This window comes from Nitrosomonas sp. sh817 (assembly GCF_030908545.1).
Lineage (GTDB): Bacteria > Pseudomonadota > Gammaproteobacteria > Burkholderiales > Nitrosomonadaceae > Nitrosomonas.
Window position 1 is genome coordinate 2,623,018 of record NZ_CP133083.1, and the last position, 21,323, is coordinate 2,644,340.

Annotated in this window: 20 protein-coding genes; 17 read left to right on the plus strand and 3 right to left on the minus strand. The window is 48.8% G+C overall.

All coding sequences use genetic code 11. The annotated features are described in order from the left end of the window. Positions 1-106: 106 nt before the first annotated feature. From RBH92_RS12435 to RBH92_RS12445, 3 genes are all read left to right on the plus strand, one after another. Positions 107-2,395, plus strand: a complete 2,289-nt coding sequence (locus RBH92_RS12435; RefSeq protein ID WP_307932335.1) for an esterase-like activity of phytase family protein — start codon at positions 107-109, stop codon at positions 2,393-2,395. Positions 2,396-2,746: 351 nt separating this feature from the next. Then, positions 2,747-3,229, plus strand: coding sequence for a PhoH family protein (locus tag RBH92_RS12440; protein WP_307932336.1), 483 nt, complete (start codon positions 2,747-2,749; stop codon positions 3,227-3,229). Continuing rightward, positions 3,172-3,450 (plus strand): PhoH family protein, encoded by a 279-nt coding sequence (locus tag RBH92_RS12445; protein ID WP_307933968.1) that lies wholly within the window; start codon positions 3,172-3,174, stop codon positions 3,448-3,450. The genes RBH92_RS12440 and RBH92_RS12445 overlap by 58 nt, the downstream gene beginning before the upstream one ends. A 135-nt stretch (positions 3,451-3,585) precedes the next feature. Here RBH92_RS12445 and RBH92_RS12450 read toward each other — a convergent pair whose 3' ends face one another. Then, a complete protein-coding gene (locus RBH92_RS12450) occupies positions 3,586-4,977 on the minus strand; it encodes an alkaline phosphatase PhoX (RefSeq protein WP_307932337.1) in 1,392 nt (463 codons plus the stop codon). A 96-nt stretch (positions 4,978-5,073) separates the two neighbouring features. Here RBH92_RS12450 and RBH92_RS12455 point away from each other — a divergent pair, with 96 nt between their 5' ends. The 4 genes from RBH92_RS12455 (at position 5,074) to ribD (ending at position 8,609) form a co-directional block, all read left to right on the plus strand. Next, on the plus strand, positions 5,074-5,241 hold the full coding sequence (locus RBH92_RS12455) for a hypothetical protein (protein WP_307932338.1): 168 nt from the start codon (positions 5,074-5,076) through the stop codon (positions 5,239-5,241). A 142-nt stretch (positions 5,242-5,383) separates the two neighbouring features. Beyond that, on the plus strand, positions 5,384-6,631 hold the full coding sequence (gene glyA / locus RBH92_RS12460) for a serine hydroxymethyltransferase (RefSeq protein ID WP_307932339.1): 1,248 nt from the start codon (positions 5,384-5,386) through the stop codon (positions 6,629-6,631). Between the two features lie 52 nt (positions 6,632-6,683). After that, entirely contained in the window at positions 6,684-7,166 is a 483-nt protein-coding gene (nrdR, locus tag RBH92_RS12465; RefSeq protein WP_292922808.1) for a transcriptional regulator NrdR, read from the plus strand. A gap of 351 nt (positions 7,167-7,517) precedes the next feature. Continuing rightward, positions 7,518-8,609, plus strand: a complete 1,092-nt coding sequence (gene ribD / locus RBH92_RS12470) for a bifunctional diaminohydroxyphosphoribosylaminopyrimidine deaminase/5-amino-6-(5-phosphoribosylamino)uracil reductase RibD (protein WP_307932340.1) — start codon at positions 7,518-7,520, stop codon at positions 8,607-8,609. A 12-nt stretch (positions 8,610-8,621) separates the two neighbouring features. Here ribD and RBH92_RS12475 read toward each other — a convergent pair whose 3' ends face one another. Further along, the gene (locus RBH92_RS12475; protein ID WP_307932341.1) at positions 8,622-9,182 is read right to left on the minus strand and encodes a response regulator transcription factor; all 561 of its coding nucleotides are present in this window, start codon (positions 9,180-9,182) and stop codon (positions 8,622-8,624) included. Beyond that, the gene (locus tag RBH92_RS12480) at positions 9,179-10,450 is read right to left on the minus strand and encodes an ATP-binding protein (protein ID WP_307932342.1); all 1,272 of its coding nucleotides are present in this window, start codon (positions 10,448-10,450) and stop codon (positions 9,179-9,181) included. The genes RBH92_RS12475 and RBH92_RS12480 overlap by 4 nt, the downstream gene beginning before the upstream one ends. Positions 10,451-10,788: 338 nt before the next feature. Here RBH92_RS12480 and rpsB point away from each other — a divergent pair, with 338 nt between their 5' ends. The 10 genes from rpsB (at position 10,789) to RBH92_RS12530 (ending at position 21,303) form a co-directional block, all read left to right on the plus strand. Then, a complete protein-coding gene (gene rpsB / locus RBH92_RS12485; protein ID WP_307932343.1) occupies positions 10,789-11,511 on the plus strand; it encodes a 30S ribosomal protein S2 in 723 nt (240 codons plus the stop codon). 203 nt (positions 11,512-11,714) lie between these two features. Further along, positions 11,715-12,599 (plus strand): translation elongation factor Ts, encoded by an 885-nt coding sequence (tsf, locus tag RBH92_RS12490; protein WP_307932344.1) that lies wholly within the window; start codon positions 11,715-11,717, stop codon positions 12,597-12,599. 36 nt (positions 12,600-12,635) lie between these two features. After that, entirely contained in the window at positions 12,636-13,352 is a 717-nt protein-coding gene (pyrH, locus tag RBH92_RS12495; protein ID WP_307932345.1) for a UMP kinase, read from the plus strand. A gap of 50 nt (positions 13,353-13,402) precedes the next feature. Beyond that, positions 13,403-13,960, plus strand: coding sequence for a ribosome recycling factor (frr, locus tag RBH92_RS12500; protein WP_307932346.1), 558 nt, complete (start codon positions 13,403-13,405; stop codon positions 13,958-13,960). A gap of 1 nt (position 13,961) precedes the next feature. Further along, the gene (gene uppS, locus RBH92_RS12505) at positions 13,962-14,729 is read left to right on the plus strand and encodes a polyprenyl diphosphate synthase (protein ID WP_307932347.1); all 768 of its coding nucleotides are present in this window, start codon (positions 13,962-13,964) and stop codon (positions 14,727-14,729) included. A gap of 13 nt (positions 14,730-14,742) precedes the next feature. Continuing rightward, positions 14,743-15,567 carry a phosphatidate cytidylyltransferase gene (locus tag RBH92_RS12510; RefSeq protein ID WP_307932348.1) on the plus strand — a complete coding sequence of 275 codons (825 nt, stop codon included), beginning with the start codon at positions 14,743-14,745 and terminating at the stop codon, positions 15,565-15,567. Next, positions 15,564-16,751 carry a 1-deoxy-D-xylulose-5-phosphate reductoisomerase gene (ispC, locus tag RBH92_RS12515; RefSeq protein ID WP_307932349.1) on the plus strand — a complete coding sequence of 396 codons (1,188 nt, stop codon included), beginning with the start codon at positions 15,564-15,566 and terminating at the stop codon, positions 16,749-16,751. Before RBH92_RS12510 ends, ispC begins: the two co-directional genes overlap by 4 nt. A gap of 296 nt (positions 16,752-17,047) precedes the next feature. Beyond that, the gene (rseP, locus tag RBH92_RS12520) at positions 17,048-18,415 is read left to right on the plus strand and encodes an RIP metalloprotease RseP (RefSeq protein ID WP_307932350.1); all 1,368 of its coding nucleotides are present in this window, start codon (positions 17,048-17,050) and stop codon (positions 18,413-18,415) included. A gap of 3 nt (positions 18,416-18,418) precedes the next feature. Beyond that, positions 18,419-20,743, plus strand: coding sequence for an outer membrane protein assembly factor BamA (bamA, locus tag RBH92_RS12525; RefSeq protein ID WP_307932351.1), 2,325 nt, complete (start codon positions 18,419-18,421; stop codon positions 20,741-20,743). A gap of 68 nt (positions 20,744-20,811) precedes the next feature. Then, the gene (locus RBH92_RS12530; protein WP_292922926.1) at positions 20,812-21,303 is read left to right on the plus strand and encodes an OmpH/Skp family outer membrane protein; all 492 of its coding nucleotides are present in this window, start codon (positions 20,812-20,814) and stop codon (positions 21,301-21,303) included. Positions 21,304-21,323: the final 20 nt, after the last annotated feature.

Below are 21,323 nucleotides of genomic sequence, written 5' to 3' on the forward strand. Positions count from 1 at the left end.
CTACCATATTATACCGCGTCGCCGCCACGCCATTACCGGCGGCTGTTGCGCCATTGATATAACAAAAATTTGACTCATTAATTCAAATCATCTGGGATCTCTTAACATGAAACCGTTTAATCAAATACTGGGCTTGACCAAAAAGGCCCTGAATACCGCAGTATTGGCCGCGCTTCCGGTCATCGCGGCCACCACGCCGTCGAATGCGGCGTCACCCGCAACACCCTACTTTCAACGTATCGCAACTTACCTCGTTTGCGAGAATACCAGTTGCGACCGGGATTCCGTCAAAGAAACCGTTGCTGAAATCATTGCCGCCAGCAAAGATGGCAGTGTTTTGATTTACACCGACAGCCCGGCCGGGAAAATAGGATTCGTCAACATCAGTAATCCCGCCAACCCTACCGGTCTCGGTACCGTGAATACCAGCGGCGAACCGACCTCGGTCGCCGTTACCGGAAATTATGTTCTGGTTGGCGTGAACACCTCGGCAAGCTTCGTGGCGCCTTCCGGCATGCTCTCGGTCTATCACCTGCCGTCCTGTCTGGCTGATGTGCCCAACTGCGCGCCAATCCGGGAAATCGATATGGGCGGCCAGCCGGATTCGGTTGCTGTCAGCCCCAATGGCCGTTATGCGGCGGTTGTGATTGAGAATGAGCGCGATGAAGCCGTAACTGTAGATGGAGTCAAAGGCGGATTGCCGCAATCTCCTGCCGGATACCTGAACATTATCGACTTGACCGGAAACCCTGGAAATTGGAAAGTACGGCCCGTCGATTTAACCGGTCTGGCGGACTATGGCATTGACGACCCGGAACCGGAATTTGTCAGCATCAATCAGAGCAATATTGCCGCAATCACATTGCAGGAGAATAACCACATCGTTTTCGTCAATCTCGCCGATGGCAAGATATTGCAGCACTTTAACGCAGGTAAAGTAACCCTCGAAGGCGTGGACATCGCGGATAACAAATTAATCGATTTTTCCAGCACTTTGAAAAACATTCCCCGGGAACCCGACGCCATCACTTGGCTGAACCACATGGTCATCACCGCCAACGAGGGGGATTTATTCGGCGGCAGCCGCGGCTTTACCTTTTTCAATCGCAACGGTACGGTTCTATATGACTCCGGTATGGAATTCGATTACCTTGCCGCCAAGATCGGCCATTATCCGGAAAAACGCTCCGACAATAAAGGCAGCGAACCGGAAGGCATCACGGCTGCCCGCTATGGTAATGAAAACCTGGTTTTCGTCGGCTCCGAACGCGCCAATTTTGTCGGTGTGTACAGTTTCCAAGGCCGCTCGGTGGATTACAAACAAGCACTGCCGACCGGTGCGGGTCCTGAAGGATTGCTGGCCATCCCGCATCGTCAACTTTTCATCGCATCCACCGAGGTGGATTCGCCTGTCCGTTCTCAAATCAACATTTTCCGCTTAGAACGGAAACCGGCCGGTTATCCGCAAATCGAATCCGAGCTGCTGACCGATGGCAAGCCGATTGCTTGGGGCGCACTGTCGGCGCTCGCTGCAGATAAGGATGACGCCAACCGCTTGTATACCGTTCACGACAGCTTTTACAACAAGAGCCGCATCTATACGATCGATGTCAGCAACCACCCTGCCAAAATTTCGGCGGTTACGCCCATTCTGAAAGACGGTTCGCCGGTCAATTACGATTTGGAGGGTATTGCGCAGCGCAGCGACGGCAGTTTTTGGCTGGCTTCGGAAGGCGCCAGCACATCGACCACGCGCAATCTTCTGATCGAGGTCAACAGCGACGGCACGGTCATCCGAGAAATCCGCCTGCCGGCTGCAGTTGATGCTCTGCAAGTCAGCAATGGCTATGAAGGTGTTGCAGTCACTGGCCGCGCCGGTGCCGACGAACAAGTTTATGTCGCCTTTCAAAGGGAATGGAAAGACGATCCGCTTGGTATGGTGCGCATCGGGCAATACACGCCGTCATTGGACCTGGATCCGGCGATCGACGAAGGCGAATGGAAATTCTTTTATTATCCGCTCGACCCCGTCGAGTCTCCCACCGGCGGCTGGGTAGGATTGTCCGAAATTACAGCGCTGGGCAACGGCAAATTTGCGATCATCGAGCGCGATAATCAAGCGGGACCGGATGCACGCATCAAGCGCGTCTATACCGTCGATATCTCGGGAGTAACCCCCAAAACCCAAACGGAAGGCAGTTTCCCGATACTCAACAAAAGTCTGGCGATCGATGTACTGCCGGCCATGCAAGCGGGTAATGGCTGGGTTCACGACAAACTGGAAGGTTTGGCAAGAACAATCGACGGAACCGTCTATGTCGTCACCGATAACGACGGTGTCGATAATTCAACCGGTGAAACGCAATTTCTTAATTTGGGCAATGCGCTGAATTAAGATTTGTGAACCACGTAAGAAAGGCGCCAACCGGATGAACGAAGGAGGCGCCTTTTCCGTCAGAACCTGCCGGAACAACCGGATCGCTATCACCCAGACCGGTGAAAAATTCCAATAGAGCAATCCCCTTTGTCTGCAGGGTAGCATTATCAACCAATGCGGTCGCTGATCGCCTTGGCAGCAACAACAAATTGACCTGGAATCGCTGTATACCGGCAAGACGACGATCACGGACTGAGTAAGGAAATCATCGATCATATCTATACCCACGGCTATTGTTCCGCCGATGACATCGGCATCCAAAACCCCATTCCCAATCACTACTTTATCCTGAAAAACACCCGTACATCCGTGCTGGTGTTTTATAACCCCATCACGCAAAGAATCGAGCAACTCGAAAAACAGCCCGCGTACCGGATTTGGCCGAAAAATGCCGAGCAAGTCTTCGCGCTGCACGCAATCACCCACCTCGGCATCAAGCTCGTCACCTTGCAAGGCGTGGCAGGCACAGGCAAGACCTTGCTGACACTGGCCGGCGCATTGGAACAGAAAAGACATTACAAGCAGATCTTGCTATCCCGCCCGGTTGTACCGCTCAGCAATAAGGACATCGGTTTTCTGCCCGGCGATATCGCATCGAAACTCGCGCCCTACATGGAGCCGTTATGGGACAACCTCAAATTCATCAAAAGCCAGTTTAGTGAAAAAGACAAGGAATATAAAAAATCACGGAAGCTGTCTCGCAGGAAAAACTCAAAATCACGCCGCTGGCCTATATCCGGGGCAGAAGTATCTCAAATGTATTTTTCATCATCGACGAAGCGCAGAACTTAACGCCGCACGAAGTTAAAACCATCATCACCCGAGCAGGCGAAAATACCAAAATCATATTTACCGGGGATATTTATCAAATCGACACACCCTATTTAGACTCGCAGAGTAATGGCTTGTCTTATCTGATCGATAAAATCAAGCATCATGAAATCTATGCGCATATCCAACTGGAAAAAGGCGAGCGATCCAATTTGGCCAATCTGGCGAATCAATTGCTTTGATTACAGCCAGACAACTACTCGATTAACTTGAATGATTACAGTGGACAGCAAGAAACCGAAGATTAGGATTTCTAGGTTTCTTGCTGTGATCAGATATCCGTGAAGATCAAAGCTTTCACTTTTCAAATCACTATACTATATCTTTCTTCTTTTCCAGCTCGACGCACCAATCAAACCCAATCCTGCCAGCAGCATGGCGTAGGTTTCGGGTTCCGGCACAGCCAGCATGATTAAGCGGTCATCGCCGCTGGTTGGATGTTGCACATTCAAATAGGCGATATTGGGATTGAATTTATCGAAATAAAGGCCGGTCGGTTCAGCGCCTAAAGTCGATAACGATGCCCAGCGGCCAACCGATTCAGCGATACCATCGTGATTGGCATCGGTAGCAAACCAGATATCGGCGGAACCGCCCGGTTGATCTTCGACAATATAGATATTGCCTTCGGCATCGATCGCCAGATTATCCGGATTGTTGAATACCCCGCCTACACCAAGACCAGTCGCCAGATCCAGCGTAGCGGAATTGACAAACAGATTGGCGGTATTGCTGGCCAAGTTGAAAGAATACACTTCATCGGTGGTCGTAGTCGCCACGTAGAGGATCTGATCGCCGTTCGCCAATGTTTTGATTTCCAGATCTTCGGGACGCTGGTAATTGGTGCCATGCACGACATCGGCAGTCAAGCGGCCGTCGATGCTGCCGTCCGCGTTGAGTACCGATACGCCCGGAATCGCACCGCCATTGACATCGGATATCGGTTCCCAAGTAATAGCGCCGGTTGCATTGGAATTGCTGCCACCATCTACCAGCATCACAAAGGTTTGCCCTGCGGCAAAATAATCGTCACCGTTAGTTGCATTGGGATTGGCTGATACAAATTTATAAATGCTGCCGCCATTAAACTCATCAATAAAGTACATCGCGTTGTTCTTATCAAACGCTAAGCCTTCGTGTGATACTCGTGGCAACAGGCTGCGATGGATAAAGTTGGAATCACCGGTGCCAGTCGCAGTTACCGAGTTGGTCAATTCAAACAGCCGTCCTTTGGTACTACCGGCGCCCCACGATTCCTCGGCGGTCAGATAACCACCCCAAGGTGTCCAGCGCGAAGCATCTCCCGCTACAAACCCTTGCGTACCGGGTGCAACCAGGGTTACGGTGCGGGTATTGTAATCAGGATTCCACAAATCAACCCGTTGCACACCCGCAGTACTGGTTTCAAATGGCATGAACAGATAGCGACCCGCGTCAACACCGCTTTCATTGGCGGTAATCATATCCCAATTCCCGCTATTGGCTTGACCCTGTGCAAGCTGGTTGGCACGATTGGCAATTGAAATTTGTGTCCAGGATGCATTTCCAAGCTCTAAGGGGCTGGATTCCGGTAAAGATCCGCCGGGTACGCTGCTGGCCAACGGGGTAAAAGTATCAAAACCGGTGCTGGCCGCCATTGACTGTGTTGCTGCAACCATGCTGACGATCGCACCTGTTACTAATGTATTCAGTATTTTCTTCTGGAACATCATGTTCTCCCGAAAAGTAATCAAAAAATTCTTGTGGATAAGAAGTGATGTACAGGCAATCCGGCTGTCTGCGCTATCCGAACGGATAGGTTTGTCATGCAGATCCTGGATTTTCCGTTGACCGGCTCACGCCGGAGATGGCTTTACAGTACGGAAGGCAGTATAGGCAACCAGTATGACGCGGTTATTGCGGCGGTGTTACGTAACGGAATTTCCGATGGACAGTTACAAACGGTTATTTTTCAAGGAAATTCACAAGAATGAGGATCGAAAAACTACCCAAGCTGGTAATAAATTTTGTTCTCACCCTATTATCAGACTTTATTCCGATCAGCTATCAGCGTTTTAACAGGTAGTGATAAAATGCGATAATTGATTCTCAAAATTTCAAAGGATTGGTATCACCATGTTTTCGCAAAAACACACGATTGAAAATGTAGACCCGGATCTATGGCAAGCGATTAAAGGCGAGATGCAACGCCAGGAAGAGTATATCGAACTCATCGCTTCCGAGAATTACGCGAGCCCTGCTGTGATGCAAGCGCAGGGTTCCGTGCTCACCAACAAATACGCAGAAGGCTATCCCACCAAGCGCTATTACGGCGGCTGTATGTACGCCGATCAAGTGGAACAATTGGCGATCGATCGCCTGAAAGCTTTGTTTGGCGCGGAATACGTCAATGTGCAACCGCATTCCGGCTCACAGGCCAATGCCGCAGTCTACCTCTCGGTGTTAAAACCGGGCGACACGTTGCTAGGAATGTCTTTAGCCCATGGCGGCCATTTGACACACGGTTCGAGCGTCAGCATGAGCGGAAAAATCTTCAATTCCATTTCTTATGGACTACATCCCGAAACGGAGTTGCTAGACTACGACGAAGTGGAACGTTTAGCGCATGAACACAAGCCTAAAATGATTGTGGCAGGCGCTTCATCGTATGCTCGCGTCATCGACTGGAAACGTTTCCGCAAGATTGCCGATGCTGTCGGCGCTTATCTGTTTGTCGATATGGCGCATTATGCGGGATTGGTCGCGGCTGGTTTTTATCCCAATCCGGTCGGCATTGCCGACTTCGTGACCAGTACCACGCACAAAACGCTTCGTGGTCCCCGGGGCGGTATCATCATGGCCAAGCCGGAGCATGAAAAAGCATTGAATTCAGCGATCTTCCCGCAAACCCAAGGTGGTCCGCTGATGCATGTGATCGCAGCCAAAGCGGTTGCTTTTAAAGAAGCTGCTAGCAAAGAGTTTAAGGACTACCAGGAACAAGTGATCGAGAATGCGCGCGTTATGGCGAAAGTACTGACCAGCCGCGGACTGCGGATCGTTTCAGGTCAAACCGACTGCCATATGTTTCTTGTCGATCTGCGCGCGATGAATTTGACGGGTAAACAAGCCGAAGAGTCGCTGGAACATGCGCACATTACCGTCAACAAAAACGCCATTCCCAACGATCCGCAAAAACCATTTGTTACCAGCGGTATCCGCGTCGGTTCACCGGCAATTACGACACGGGGCTTCAGAGAATTCGAGGCTGAGCAACTGGCGAATCTGATCGCGGATGTCTTAGCAGCGCCTGAAGATTCTGCGGTCATTTCCAGAGTGGCTACCGAAGCCAAAAAAATGTGCGCGAAATTTCCTGTGTATGGATAAATTTCCCGAGGAAACATCAATCTGGCTTGATGCTTGTGATCGTTAATCAATTATGAAATGTCCATTCTGCAACGCGGATGACACCAACGTGATTGATTCACGGGTAAGCGAGGATGGTCACAAAATCCGCCGCCGCCGCCGCTGCCCCGCTTGCGACAAACGCTTTACAACTTACGAAACCATCGAATTACGGTTGCCGCAAGTTGTAAAGCACGATGGCAGCCGGGCGGAATTCGACCGTAACAAATTGCTGACAGGTTTTCAGCGGGCATTGCATAAGCGGCCGGTTCCCACCAGCTATGTCGATGAAGCGATCGACCGCATCGTTCAAAAACTGCTGGCAATGGGCGAACGCGAAGTTTCGTCGCGCAGTATCGGTGAAAGCGTGATGGAAGAACTCTATAAGCTGGATAAGGTCGCCTATATCCGTTTTGCCTCCGTTTACAAGAGCTTCCAGGACGTTGACGATTTCCGCGACGCGATCAAAGAAGCGCAAAAGCAATACCCTTCGATGCCGTCGAAGAAAGTATCTTGATTCCGCAAAGTATCATCACGACGCCACATACGGATCGTAGTTCAACCACAACTTCCTAGGGAAACGCTGATTAATTCAACGAACGTGATGAAGGGCGAGGCGCACGGAACGCAACAACTGAGACATATCAATCCGATAGGCGAGGGAGTGAGTACCGCACAACGAAGCAATTCGCTCGTGCAGTCAATTAATCAGCGCTTCCCTGGGAAATGCTGATTAATTCGGGGAACAAGATGAGGTGCAAGGCGGATGGAGCGCAGAAAATGAGATATATCATAGTGATAGGCGAATTTCCGAGCACCACCCAACGCAGCAGATCGCCTGTGTAGCCAATTATTCAGCGTTTCTTAGATGTTTTCTTCCGCCGATCACACTTTCATGTCACAAGCCCTGCGTTTAGCGGAAAAAGGGCTTTACAGCACGGCGCCCAATCCACGCGTCGGCTGCGTCATCGTTCGCAATGAACAAATCGTCGGCTGCGGCTGGCACGAGAAAGCCGGGCTACCGCACGCCGAAGTCAACGCATTGATAAATGCCGGAGCAGCGTCACGAGGCGCGACCGCCTACGTGACTCTGGAACCCTGCAGTCATTTCGGGCGCACGCCGCCATGCGTCAATGCGTTGATCGATGCGGGCATTGCGCAGGTCATTATGGCCATGCAAGATCCTAATCCTCTGGTATCCGGGCGAGGCCTCGCGCTGCTGGAACATGCCGGCATCAAGGTAAAATCAGGCCTAATGCAAACAGAAGCTCAGGCGCTGAACGTGGGTTTCATTTCGCGCATGACGCATCAGAAACCTTGGGTCAGAATTAAAACAGCCGCCAGCCTGGACGGCAAAACAGCATTGAACAACGGCGTCAGCCAGTGGATTACCGGCGAAGCCGCGCGATGCGACGGGCATCGGTGGCGCGCCCGATCCTGTGCAATCTTGACAGGTATCGGCACCATTCTATCGGATGATCCGCAGCTTTCCGTCCGGCATATCGAAACACCCCGTCAGCCTAAAAGAATCATTGTCGACAGCCGCTTGGCGATACCGTTGGAAGCAAAAGCGCTGCAAGGCGGAATTGAAACTTTTGTTTTCGCAGCATGCGGTAACGATCAAGACAAAATCGCCGCTCTGGAAAACATGGGAATCCGCGTATTTATCTTGCCGGACAGCGCGGGATCGGTGGATCTGAATAAAATGATGGCCCTGCTTGCCGGATTGGAAATCAATGAAGTGCTGGTGGAAGCCGGGAGCGGTCTCAACGGCGCTTTGATTGAAGCCGGATTGGCAGATGAAATCATTATTTACCTCGCACCCCATCTGCTGGGCGATGCCGCGCAGGGTATGATCAGGTTACCCGAACTGACGCGCCTGGATCAGAAGAAATCACTAAGAATTAAAGATTTACGGCTAATCGGTCAGGATATCCGGATAACTGCTTCCATTTTATAAACCTGACGCTGATTATTCTTTCAGCGGTCTTTTGGCAAGTTTTCGCTGTAACGTCCGGCGATGCATATTCAATATCCGCGCAGTCACTGAAATATTGTTGTCATTCTCGGTAAGAATCCGTTGAATATATTCCCATTCCAATCTTCCGACCGATAGCGGATTGGCGCTGATCGGTATGCTGGATTCGCCGGTGATCCGTTCAAAAGCAGCCATGATTTGATCCGCATCGACCGGTTTCGCCAGATAATGGGTGGCGCCCAATTTAATCGCTTCAACCGCCGTGGCGATGCTGGCATAACCCGTGAGCATCACAATGCGGGTACCCGGATCCAGCGCCCGCAGTTCTTCCACCAGCACCAAACCGGATTCACTGGACAGTTTCAAGTCAACGATGGCGTACTCCGGGGTCGACTGCTCGGCCCAATTCAGCGCATCTTCAATGGTATGCGCGCAAGTGACATCAAAGCCTCTTTTTTTCATCGCTTTGGTTAATACCTCACAGAATACGGTATCGTCATCAACGATCAGCAAACTGGGTTTTTCGCTATTGTCGGCGGCCAGCAGATCATTCATGGCTGCGCCCCTCCTATCAACGGCAATACGACTTGCGTACAAGCACCGCCATCTTCCAGATTAAACAGCCTGACACTGCCGCCGTACCGTTCAATATTGGCATTGGCAAGGAACAATCCTATTCCAAAACCTTGTCCGGGTGCTTTACTGGAAAAGAACGCTTCGCCGGCGCGCTGCAAGGCTTCGGGTGACAATCCCTTGCCATCGTCGATGATGTCAAGATTCAACGCCGAATGATCCCAATGACTGTTGATCGTGACGCATTCCGAAGATGCGTCGGCTGCATTATTCAGTAAATTCAGTAAGGATTGGTTGAGTAATTGACTGTCCATTATTTTCGGTACGGGCTGCACACCGTTTGCCTGATAGGTAAACTTCACGGAAGGCCGGATCAGTTTCCATTTATCAAGCACTTGCCGTAAAAATTCATCAACCGGCAATTCACTGCCTTGCTCGGTTCTGCTTTGTCCTGCTTTAGCCAGCAACTGGGTTAGTGTTTGTTTGCAGTGCGTAATTTGATCCCGAAGAATATGAATATTGTTTTGGAACTCAGCATCATCTCGATATTCTTGTTGCAATTCACCGGTAATGACAGCCATCGTTGACAGTGGGGTGCCCAGTTCATGCGCTGCACCGGCTGCCAATGTGCCAAGCGCGATGATTTGTTCATTGCGCAAAGCATGCTCACGCGCTTTGGCAAGATCTTGATCCCGTTCCCGGATAGAAGCGCTCATTCTCACGACAAACCAGGCAATGATCACGGTACTCAAGACGAAAGCCAGCCACATCCCTGAGACATGCAACGCAAACTCAATCAAATGCTTGTTGTGGTCATGCGGCAGCGGCACATAGTTAACTAGCAACAAGGTATAGCAAGCGATCGTAATAATCGCCATGCTCCAAGTATAGCGCCATGGCAGCGTCGCGGCCGCGATGGTAAGGGGCAACAAGAACAAAGAGATAAACGGATTGGTCGAGCCACCGCTAAAATACAGTAAAGCGCTTAACGCCAAAACATCAATCAGCAATTGCGCAAAAAATTCCAGGTGCGATACCGGCCACTTCCGACGCAACCGAATCCACGTCAACAAATTCAGCAAAGCCAGCAAGGCCACGACAAAAATCATTTCAGCCCAAGGTATTTCAATATCAATCGTCCAAAAGACGATCGCAAATGTGAGGCATTGAGCAATGATGGCGATATTGCGAAGCAGAAATAAACGTTTCAGGTTCTTACTGAGCGGCGATTGACTGAGATCACTAAACATTCGATGGCAATTACAACGAAATTTTTCTTTTGATTAACTGTGGAACATTAACGTAAATTCTATGTTTTGGCTATGCGACAAATTGTCTCAGGCAATGATTTAAGGCAACACTGAACTATCCGGGGGCAACATGAGATACAAGGCAGATAGCTTATCTTGCGCATAGGTGTTGCGTTAACTTGAGTACGTTTTAGAAAATGTTATAATCGCAGGATAATTTGATTAATCGCATCGCGTGAATCAAATTAAATTCACACATCCTGTTATGTTATGCAGATCAGATTTAATCTGAAAGATGGCAAAACACGGATGGAGGCTCAATCCTATAGGAGAAATTTATGTCAGTAACAATGCGGCAAATGCTGGAAGCAGGGGTTCACTTCGGTCATCAAACACGCTTCTGGAACCCCAAGATGGCACCGTATATTTTCGGTCACCGCAACAAAATTCATATCATCAATCTTGAAAAAACCTTGGTGATGTATGAAGAGGCGATGAAATACATCCGCCAATTAGCAGCTAACAGAGGCGTCATCTTATTTGTCGGCACCAAGCGGCAGGCCCGCGATATCGTACGCGAAGAAGCTGCACGCTGTGGTTCTCCGTACGTAGACCAGCGTTGGTTAGGCGGAATGCTGACGAACTTTAAAACGATCAAACAATCCATCAAACGCCTTCAAGACATGGAAACGATGGTTAACGATGGAACATTGGATAAACTCGTAAAAAAAGAAGCGCTGGATCTGCAGAGGGAATTGGATAAACTTAACAGCAGCCTGGGCGGCATTAAAGAAATGAAAGGTCTGCCAGACGCGCTCTTCGTAATCGATGTGGGGTATCAAAAAGGAGCAATCACTGAAGCCAGTAAGCTCGGTATTCCAGTCATCGGGGTTGTCGATACCAACCATAACCCGGATGGATTGCAATACATAATCCCGGGAAATGATGATTCAAGCAGAGCAATACGCTTGTATGCGCGAGGTGCTGCCGATGCCATTCTGGAAGGCCGTAATCAATCTCTCCAAGAAATTGTCGAAATGAGTAATGAAGGGGGGGAATAAGAGTCTTTCCTTCCATTCTTAATGATTGCCGGCAATTCAGATCGAAAATTTCCAATATCTTCCGTTGGCCTTAACGGAATTTCCGGGGATTGACCGGCAGCAGAGAATACTCTGAGTTAATTCAGCTAAAAATCACATTGCTATCTTGAAAGATTATGTTCAGCAGCAATTATTCATAAACTTTTATTGTATTTGGAGCAAATATGGCGGAAATTACCGCAAGCATGGTTAAAGAACTTCGCGAGATGACAGGGCTTGGCATGATGGAATGCAAAAAAGCCTTGACTGAAACGAACGGCGATATGAAAGCAGCGGAAGATCTGCTGCGGATTAAAAGTGGCGCCAAAGCAAGCAAGGCAGCTGGCAGAATTACCGCCGAAGGCGTGATCGGCGCGTATGTTTCTGCGGATAATCAATGCGGTGCATTGGTCGAGGTAAATTGCGAAACCGACTTCGTTGCAAGAAATGAAGACATCATCAATTTCGCCAAGACTCTGGCGGAATTGGTCGCCACAAAAAATCTAACCGATATTGCCGCGCTCAGCGATGCTCCGCTTCAAAGTGGCGAAACCGTTGAAGAAGCCCGCAAGGCTTTAATCATGAAGCTGGGGGAAAATATCAGCATCCGACGCAGTGGGCGGCACACAACCCAAGGCCGGCTGGCCTATTATCTGCACGGTACCAAGATTGGTGTGATGGTTGATTACACGGGCGGCGATGACAGCTTAGGAAAGGATATCGCGATGCATATCGCTGCAAGCAAGCCGATTTGCGTATCAAAAGAACAAGTGCCGGCAGCGGTATTGGAACACGAGCGTCAGATTTTTACCGCGCAAGCTGCAGAAAGCGGAAAACCTGCCAATATCGTTGAAAAAATGGTCGATGGACGCATCACGAAATATCTTGCAGAGATTACGCTGCTGGGTCAACCGTTCGTTAAAGATCCGGAACAGACTGTAGAAAAATTGCTGGCAAAAAAATCCGCCGCAGTGAATGGTTTTACGATGTTTGTTGTCGGTGAAGGAATAGAAAAGAAAGTTGAAAACTTTGCTGAAGAAGTAAAAGCGCAGATGGGGCAAGCGAATTAATTAAAGCTCTTTTCTCACTTACCTGATTGATAATTGATGACTGCTGCAGTTTATAAACGTATTTTATTGAAATTGTCTGGCGAAGCCCTGATGGGTGAAGACAGCTATGGAATCAACCACACGGTCATGGGTAGAATCGTTGCTGAAATTAACGAAATCAGCAAGTTAGGTGTTGAAATCGCTATCGTCGTGGGCGGCGGGAATATTTTTCGCGGCATGAAATCCGCCAATGATGGACTCGAACGAGTGACCGCGGACTATATGGGTATGCTGGCTACTGTCATGAATGCGCTGGCGTTGCAGGATGCAATGAAACTGGCGGGATTGGTTCCGCGTATTCAGTCTGCATTACGCATTGAACAAGTGGTAGAACCCTATATTCGTGGTCGCGCAATACGTTACTTGAAAGACGGTAAAATCGTAATTTTTGCTGCCGGAACAGGCAATCCATTCTTTACAACCGATACAGCAGCGGCGTTGCGCGGCATGGAGATGAATGTCGATATCATGTTAAAAGCAACAAAAGTTGATGGCGTCTACACCAGCGACCCGAAAAAAGATCCGACTGCCACGCGCTTCGAAAAATTATCATTTAATGAAGCCATTTCAAAAAATCTGCAAGTAATGGATGCAACGGCATTGACATTATGCCGGGATCAGAAATTACCGCTCAGCGTATTTAGCATTTTTAAGACCGGCGCTCTTAGACGTATAATAACAGGGGAGAATGAAGGGACTTTGGTAACGGTTTGACTTTGAATAACCGGGAATGCTTGTGAAGAGCTGTAATAGGGATAGACATTATGATTACCGATGTAAAAAAATCTGCTGAACAGAAAATGCAAAAAAGCCTGGAAGCATTGAAGGTGGATTTGAGCAAAGTTAGAAGTGGCAGAGCACATACAGGCTTGCTGGATCATGTTACCGTGGATTACTATGGCGCACAGACTCCGGTTAACCAAGTCGCCAATATCAATCTCATTGATGCTCGTACCATTGGCGTCATCCCCTGGGAGAAAAAAATGGCGAATGCAATCGAAAAAGCCATTCGTGACTCAGACTTAGGCTTAAACCCAATGACGGTAGGTGACATCATTCGCGTTCCCATGCCGCCGCTCACGGAAGAACGCCGCCGCGATTTGATAAAAGTCGTTAAGCATGAAGCTGAGACAGTACGTGTTGCAATGCGTAATATCCGGCGTGACGCTAACGCGCATTTGAAAGAGCTGCTGAAATCAAAAGAAATCTCTGAAGACGATGAACGCCGCGGTCAGGATGAAATACAAAAACTGACCGACCGGTTCATATCCGAGATCGACAAGGTTTTGCAAGTCAAGGAAGCCGAACTGATGGCTGTCTGATATGCTTGAAGGCCCGAGTTCAACGCCCCCCTCTCCTGAAGTAAACTCAGTACCAACGCATATTGCAATTATCATGGATGGTAATGGCCGATGGGCGCAAAACCGGTACATGCCAAGAATTGCCGGACACAAACAGGGAGTAGAGACTGTCCGTGGCGTCATCAAAGCATGTATGGAACGCGGTGTTTCGTTCCTCACCCTATTTGCCTTTAGCAGCGAAAATTGGCGCCGTCCGTCTGATGAAGTCGCTTCTCTGATGCAGCTTTTCCTGGGCGCGTTGGAGCAAGAAATATCGAAATTGCATGAAAACGGCATACGTTTCAAAGTCATTGGCGATTTATCCAGATTTGAACCGAAAATTGTAGAATTTATCGATATCGGTGAAAAACTAACTGCCAATAATTCACAGCTCACTTTTACAATTGCAGCCAACTATGGCGGACGTTGGGACATCATGCAAGCGATGCGAAAAATGATGGCGCAATCCATAGAATCACCGATTCAAATTGACGAAGAAATCTTCTCCAAATATCTGTCGATGAATTATGCGCCTGAGCCGGATTTATTCATCCGCACCGGCGGAGAATACCGGATCAGCAATTTCTTATTATGGCAGCTGGCCTATACCGAATTGTATTTTACGAATACCTTATGGCCGGATTTTGACGTGCAGGAGCTGGAACTGGCCATCCAATCCTATCAACAACGCGAGCGGCGATTCGGGCGTACCAGCGAACAAGTGCAAATAGCACTACCTGCTGAAGGATAATAAGAGCTTTTTCATGCTTAAGACCCGGATCCTGACTGCTAGTATCATTTTGCCTTTTTTCCTCGCCGCCTTATTCTATTTTCAAGATATTTTCTGGGCCATCGTATTACTTGCATTGACTGTCATCGGCTCACGCGAATGGAGCCGCCTTGCGCAACTCTCTGTAAGAAATACCATAGTTTTTATGTTACTGACCACGTTGCTTGGCGGCGAACTTTTGCTTCAAGTAAGCGAAGCTGTAAAAATCGACCCGCTTTCTACCGAGTTGATCTGGATATACGGTTTATCCGCAATCTTCTGGATTTTTGCGGTACCGCTCTACCTGAAGCAATCCTTTAAAGTTACGAAACCTTGGGTGTGGATGCTGATTGGCTGGATTTTATTGTTACCCACCTGTCTGGCGCTTTATCAATTGCGCTCCATCAGTCCGCTGTTACTGTTGGGTTTAATGGCAACCATTTGGATTTCCGATACGGCTGCCTATTTTACCGGACGGTCACTCGGCAAGCATAAGCTGGCTCCGCAGATCAGTCCCAATAAAACCTGGGAAGGTGTAGCGGGAGCACTTGCCGCCGTGCTGATTTATGGCCTGCTGTGGGACTTCTGGTCAGAAGAACAGTCATTAGCACCAGTTTTAGTACCATTGCTGATAATGATGGCTATCTTAGGTATCATCGGCGATTTATATGAGTCATTCGTTAAACGCCAAGCCAATGTCAAAGATAGCGGCAATATCCTGCCGGGTCACGGTGGAATACTGGACCGGATCGACGCTTTGACATCGGCCCTACCCTTTGCCATATTGGCTATCCTTGTATTTTATTCACCTGCGATATGAAGACAACCCGTCAAATAACCGTACTCGGCGCAACCGGCAGCATTGGAGACAGCACGCTCGATGTCATCGCACGCCACCCCGATCGTTTCCAAGCATTTGCATTGACTGCGAACCATAATGTCGAAAAAATGCGCCTGCAGTGCCGCCGCTTCCAACCCCGCTACGCAGTAATGCTTGATGCGAAATGCGCAGAGCAACTGGCCGGAGCCCTTCGCTCTGACGGAATCAAAACCGAAGTATTATGCGGAATAGAATCGTTGGAAAAAGTTGCATCTTTGCCGGAAGTTGATGCCGTAATGGCCGCCATTGTCGGTGCCGCAGGAATCCGCCCGACTTTTGCCGCCGCGCGATCCGGGAAGTTAGTATTGTTAGCGAATAAAGAAACGCTGGTAATGGCCGGCCGGATTTTTATGGACTTAGTCAGGAAAAACAACGCCGCCTTGTTGCCGATCGATAGCGAGCACAATGCCATCTATCAGTCGTTACCGCATCAATTTGACGGTAATTTCACTAGGGCCGGAATTAGCCGGATCCTGCTTACGGCTTCCGGCGGGCCATTTCGTTGCGCATCGATCGATTCCCTGGAGCAAGTCACGCCTGAGCAAGCTTGCGCGCACCCCAATTGGGACATGGGAAAGAAAATTTCTGTTGATTCTGCCACCATGATGAACAAAGGGCTCGAAGTCATCGAAGCGCACTGGCTGTTTGATGCTCCGGCGGACAAGATCCAGGTTGTCGTTCATCCGCAAAGCGTCATCCACTCGATGGTCGCTTATGTCGACGGCTCAGTAATCGCGCAACTCGGGAATCCCGATATGCGCACGCCGATTGCGCATGCGATGGGTTATCCGGAACGTATTGAAAGTGGTGTCTCGGCTTTGGATATGTTCAAGGTTGCCCAGCTCAATTTCGAAGAACCGGATTTCAAGCGATTTCCATGCTTGAGGCTGGCGTATCAGGCATTGACCACTGGCGGTAATATGCCGGCCGTGCTCAATGCAGCCAATGAGGTTGCAGTGGAATCCTTTCTGCAAAGACGTATGCCCTTTACAGCGATTCCGGTCATGATTGAGAACGTCATGCGCACAATCGAACCCGAAGAGCTGACGACACTGGAAGATGTATTAAGAACCGATCATCTTGCTCGTGAAAAAGCCCATGCATGGCTGGCCACGTTGCAATAATGTGAAAAAGATTCATAGGTCGCATTGATTGGATTTCATTTTTTTTAATTAATGATAGTATTCAGAATTTCTAAGGAAGCGCTGATTAATTCAACGAACGTGATGAAGGGCGAGGCGCACGGAACGCAACAACCGAGACCTATCAATCTGTTAGGCGAGGGAGTGAATACCACGCAACGAAGCAATTCGCTCGTGCAGTCAATTAATCAGGGCTTCCCTAAGGTCATGCATAAAAATTAACAAGGTTATGCAATCTAAGTTTTCATTACTCGGCACTACCTTATTAATCAATTAATATGTCAATAACTTACACCATCATTTCTTTTATTATCGCGTTAGGTATCTTAATCACGTTCCATGAATTTGGTCATTACCTGGTTGCGCGATGGAGTGGTGTAAAAGTTTTACGGTTTTGTATCGGTTTTGGGCAACCTATTTTCCGGCGGTGTTGGGGAAAAGACCGCACAGAATGGGTAATCGCTGCCATTCCCTTAGGCGGATACGTAAAAATGCTCGATGAAAATGAAGGCAAGGTTGCAGCCGCGGATTTACCCCGTGCTTTTAACCGTCAACCTGTCAGCCGGCGTTTTGCGATCGTGGCTGCCGGACCGATTGCCAATTTCCTGCTGGCGATTGTTTTATATTGGCTATTATTCATCCTGGGTGTCCATGGCATGAAACCCGTTCTTGGACCTGTTGAACCAGGCAGTCCTGCAGCTTACGCAAAATTTGAAGAAGGCGACACCATCGTTCAGATCGAAAACGAACCTGTCTCCAGTTGGCAAGATGCGCGCTGGACGTTATTGCGCTACGCGGTTGATCAATCGCCTAATGTTAAAATCCAAACAATTGATAAGCATGGCAATAGCAATTCACGGCAATTGAATTTAAGTCAAATAGACCCGAATAAGCTCAACGAGAACTTTCCCGGCATTATCGGACTAACAAGCTACCAGCCAACATTTGATCCCGTTATCGGACAGGTGATCGCCGATGGCGTTGGTTCTCGCGCCGGTTTGCAGCCCGGCGACGAAATCATAGCCGTCAACAATACCGAAATTCTGACGTGGATGGATTTTGTTAAAGAAATCCGGTCAAGTCCTGGAAAAACGCTGGAGCTTGAAATCTTACGTCATGGACAAATGCTTACCCTCACGGTAACACCTGAAACAGCGGCTGAAAGCGGCAACCAAGTTGGTAAAATCGGTGTCGCGCCAGTTGTGAATCAAGCTGAAATCGATGAATTGCTCGTTACGGTCAGTTACCCGATCGGCCAGTCGTTACAAAAAGCGATGTCGAAAACCTGGGAAACGACTGTTCTGACGTTGCAAATGCTTGTTAAAATGATAACTGGCGATGTCTCTTGGAAGAATGTCAGCGGCCCGATTTCGATTGCCGACTACGCGGGTCAATCGGCGCAAATGGGGTTGGTATCCTATTTGGCATTCCTGGCATTGATCAGCGTCAGTATCGGGGTTCTGAATTTACTGCCGATACCGATTTTGGATGGCGGCCACTTAATGTATTATCTCATCGAAATTGTAAAAGGTAGTCCGCTTTCAGACAAAGCCATGTTAATCGGACAAAAAATCGGACTGACCCTATTATTCATGCTGATGACTTTTGCCATTTATAATGATATCAATCGGCTTATTACTGGTTAAATGATGAAATTCCGGCTTTTGGTTGCACTTGTTTGTCTCTTTCAAACTTTCTCCACTTGGGCCAGTGATTCTTTCATCGTCAAAGATATCCGCGTCGAAGGCATCCAGCGAACCGAAGCGGGCACAGTCTTCAGCTACTTGCCCGTTAAAGTCGGCGACGTGATGGATGAAGAAAAGGCAACCGAGGCTATCAAAGCGCTCTATGCCACCGGATTCTTCAAAGATGTCCGCTTAAAAACCGAGAATGATATATTGATCGTAGAAGTGATCGAGCGTCCCGCGATTGCTCAGATTATTATCAATGGCGCCAAGGAATTTGAAAAAGACAAATTGCTTGAGGGCCTTAAGCTGGCGGGTATTTCGGAGTCGCGGATTTTCAGCCGTTCGTTGCTGGAGCGCGCTGAATTGGAATTAAAACGTCAATACATCAGCCGGGGCAAATACGCTGTTAAGATTACCACCACCACCACACCGATGGAACGTAATCGCGTCGCCATCAATTTTGATATTAGCGAAGGCCGCACGGCAAGAATCAAGAAAATAAGCTTCATCGGCAATGAAAAGTTTTCCGATAAAGATCTCCGCGCACTGCTGGTGCTCAGAAAACCCGATTTGTTGAGCTGGTTCACGAAAAACGATCAATATTCCAAACAAAAACTAGCTGCTGACCTGGAAACACTTCGCTCACACTATCTTGACCGGGGTTATCTGGAATTCAATATCGAATCCACGCAGGTATCGATCACACCCGATTTAAAGGATATCTACATCACCGTCAATTTAACCGAAGGTGATCAATATAAGGTCTCCGACATTAAAGTTGCTGGCGAAACGTTGATTGGTGAAGAAGAAATCCGCAAATTAATTTTAATCAAGCCCGGAGAGGTTTTTGCCCGTCAGAAGCTGACCGAATCCATCAAGGCGATCACCGATCGTTTAGGCGATGACGGTTATGCGTTTGCCAATATCAATGCCAATCCGGAAATCGATGCCGAAAACCGGCAAGCCGCCTTCACTTTTTTTATTGACCCGGGCCGGCGCGTCTACGTCCGGCGGATTGATATCGATGGTAACGATCGTACCCGTGATGAAGTCATACGGCGCGAATTCCGTCAGATGGAAGGCGCTTGGCATTCAACCAGCAAAATCAATCTCTCGAAAGTGCGCGTCGACCGGCTGTTTTTCTTCAATAGCGTTAATGTGGAAACACCCGCTGTTCCGAATAAAACGGATCAAGTAGACATTAAGGTAAAAGTCGAAGAAAGACCGACGGGATCAATCATGTTTGGCGCGGGTTATTCAGATCGCCAAGGGTTGATTCTGAATGGTTCGGTCTCACAAAACAATATTTTCGGCACCGGCAATTTCTTCAGCTTGGATGTCAATACCGGCGCGATCAATAAAACTTATGCGGCGTCCTTCACTAATCCGTATTTTACGGTGAATGGCGTTAGTCTCGGCTTTGATGTGTACAAACGCGATATCGATACCAGACCATTGACCCGATTCGGTGAATTTAAAACCGAAACCATGGGCGCAGGCTTTCGTCTCGGCATTCCAATCGCGGAGAATGACATCGTATCATTGGGTCTGGCTGCGGAAAATACCGACATCAGTACATTCACAAACAGCCCGGTACGCTATAAAGACTTTGTCAAAGAATTCGGCAATTCAACCGTCAATTTCCCGCTCACCCTTAGTTGGGCGCGAGATCGCCGTGACAGCGCAATCTGGACCACCTCGGGCACCACGCACCGCTTGTTCGGCGAAGTCAGCGTCCCAGGCGGAGACTTGGATTATTATAAAGTCAGTTACCACCAAAAATGGTTTTATTCATTCACCGACTGGATGACGCTGATGATCAATACCGAGTTCGGCTACGGCGATGGTTACAGTGGCAACAACCTGCCTTTCTTCAAGAACTTCTTTGCCGGTGGAAATAATTCGATCAGAGGTTATGATTTGAATTCCCTGGGTCCTCGCGATGAACTTATCACTGGCATATCGTCTGTCAATTCAAGGCTGTTCGCAATTGGCGCCAGTAAACGGGTGGTCGGCAACGCGGAACTGATGTTTCCACTGCCGTTCCTGCGCGACGATCGATCCCTGCGGTTCAGTTTCTTTGTTGACGGCGGAACGGTATTTAACAGATTCAGCAAACCCGGTCCCCAGAATGATTTTAGTGAGCTGGTGCGCTACTCGACCGGGATCGCGCTGACTTGGGTATCGCCGATGGGGCCGTTGAAAGTCAGTCTTGCCGAACCGCTTAACGATGTTCCCAGCGATAATCTGCAAAGATTCCAATTCATGTTCGGTCAACAATTCTGAATTCAACCAGGATCCTGTCACGCGTGAAAAGACTAATTGGCAGCATTCAACGGCAGTATGCAATCGCGATGATACTCGCCATGATCGCAGGAACCGGAATCAATAGCGTCGCTTTGGCGGAAGCAATCAAAATAGGCGTTGTTAATACCGAAAAAATTCTGCGAGAATCCATGCCGGCAGTACAGGCGCAGAAAAAAATCGAGCAGGAATTCATTCCACGCGATGAAGACATCAAGAAAATGGCGCTGCAAGCTAAGAATCTTCAAGACAAGCTCGAGAAAAACGGGACTGCCATGGAAGAAACGGAACGGCGGAATCTGGAAAGAAATCTTGCCAATCTGAGCCGGGAATATCAGCGCGCGCAACGGCAAATGCGCGAAGACCTGAGCGTACGCCAGAACGAAGAATACGGCATCATTCTGGAACGCACCAACCGCGCCATCAATCATATTGCCGAAAAAGAGCATTATGATTTGATCCTGCAATTGCAAGACTCGGTATACCGGAGCCAACGTATCGATATTACCGACAAAGTTATCAAAGTGCTCGAAAACGAATAAAGTACCCGGCAAATAAGCGG

Excerpts from the sequence above, each read along its gene's own strand:
- RBH92_RS12435 (WP_307932335.1), top strand. The coding sequence starts at position 107 with ATGAAACCGTTTAATCAAATACTGGGCTTGACCAAAAAGGCCCTGAAT.
- RBH92_RS12450 (WP_307932337.1), bottom strand. The coding sequence starts at position 4,977 with ATGTTCCAGAAGAAAATACTGAATACATTAGTAACAGGTGCGATCGTC.
- RBH92_RS12455 (WP_307932338.1), top strand. The coding sequence starts at position 5,074 with ATGCAGATCCTGGATTTTCCGTTGACCGGCTCACGCCGGAGATGGCTT.
- glyA (WP_307932339.1), top strand. The coding sequence starts at position 5,384 with ATGTTTTCGCAAAAACACACGATTGAAAATGTAGACCCGGATCTATGG.
- nrdR (WP_292922808.1), top strand. The coding sequence starts at position 6,684 with ATGAAATGTCCATTCTGCAACGCGGATGACACCAACGTGATTGATTCA.
- ribD (WP_307932340.1), top strand. The coding sequence starts at position 7,518 with ATGTTTTCTTCCGCCGATCACACTTTCATGTCACAAGCCCTGCGTTTA.
- RBH92_RS12475 (WP_307932341.1), bottom strand. The coding sequence starts at position 9,182 with ATGAATGATCTGCTGGCCGCCGACAATAGCGAAAAACCCAGTTTGCTG.
- RBH92_RS12480 (WP_307932342.1), bottom strand. The coding sequence starts at position 10,450 with ATGTTTAGTGATCTCAGTCAATCGCCGCTCAGTAAGAACCTGAAACGT.
- rpsB (WP_307932343.1), top strand. The coding sequence starts at position 10,789 with ATGTCAGTAACAATGCGGCAAATGCTGGAAGCAGGGGTTCACTTCGGT.
- tsf (WP_307932344.1), top strand. The coding sequence starts at position 11,715 with ATGGCGGAAATTACCGCAAGCATGGTTAAAGAACTTCGCGAGATGACA.
- pyrH (WP_307932345.1), top strand. The coding sequence starts at position 12,636 with ATGACTGCTGCAGTTTATAAACGTATTTTATTGAAATTGTCTGGCGAA.
- frr (WP_307932346.1), top strand. The coding sequence starts at position 13,403 with ATGATTACCGATGTAAAAAAATCTGCTGAACAGAAAATGCAAAAAAGC.
- uppS (WP_307932347.1), top strand. The coding sequence starts at position 13,962 with ATGCTTGAAGGCCCGAGTTCAACGCCCCCCTCTCCTGAAGTAAACTCA.
- RBH92_RS12510 (WP_307932348.1), top strand. The coding sequence starts at position 14,743 with ATGCTTAAGACCCGGATCCTGACTGCTAGTATCATTTTGCCTTTTTTC.
- ispC (WP_307932349.1), top strand. The coding sequence starts at position 15,564 with ATGAAGACAACCCGTCAAATAACCGTACTCGGCGCAACCGGCAGCATT.
- rseP (WP_307932350.1), top strand. The coding sequence starts at position 17,048 with ATGTCAATAACTTACACCATCATTTCTTTTATTATCGCGTTAGGTATC.
- bamA (WP_307932351.1), top strand. The coding sequence starts at position 18,419 with ATGAAATTCCGGCTTTTGGTTGCACTTGTTTGTCTCTTTCAAACTTTC.
- RBH92_RS12530 (WP_292922926.1), top strand. The coding sequence starts at position 20,812 with ATGATACTCGCCATGATCGCAGGAACCGGAATCAATAGCGTCGCTTTG.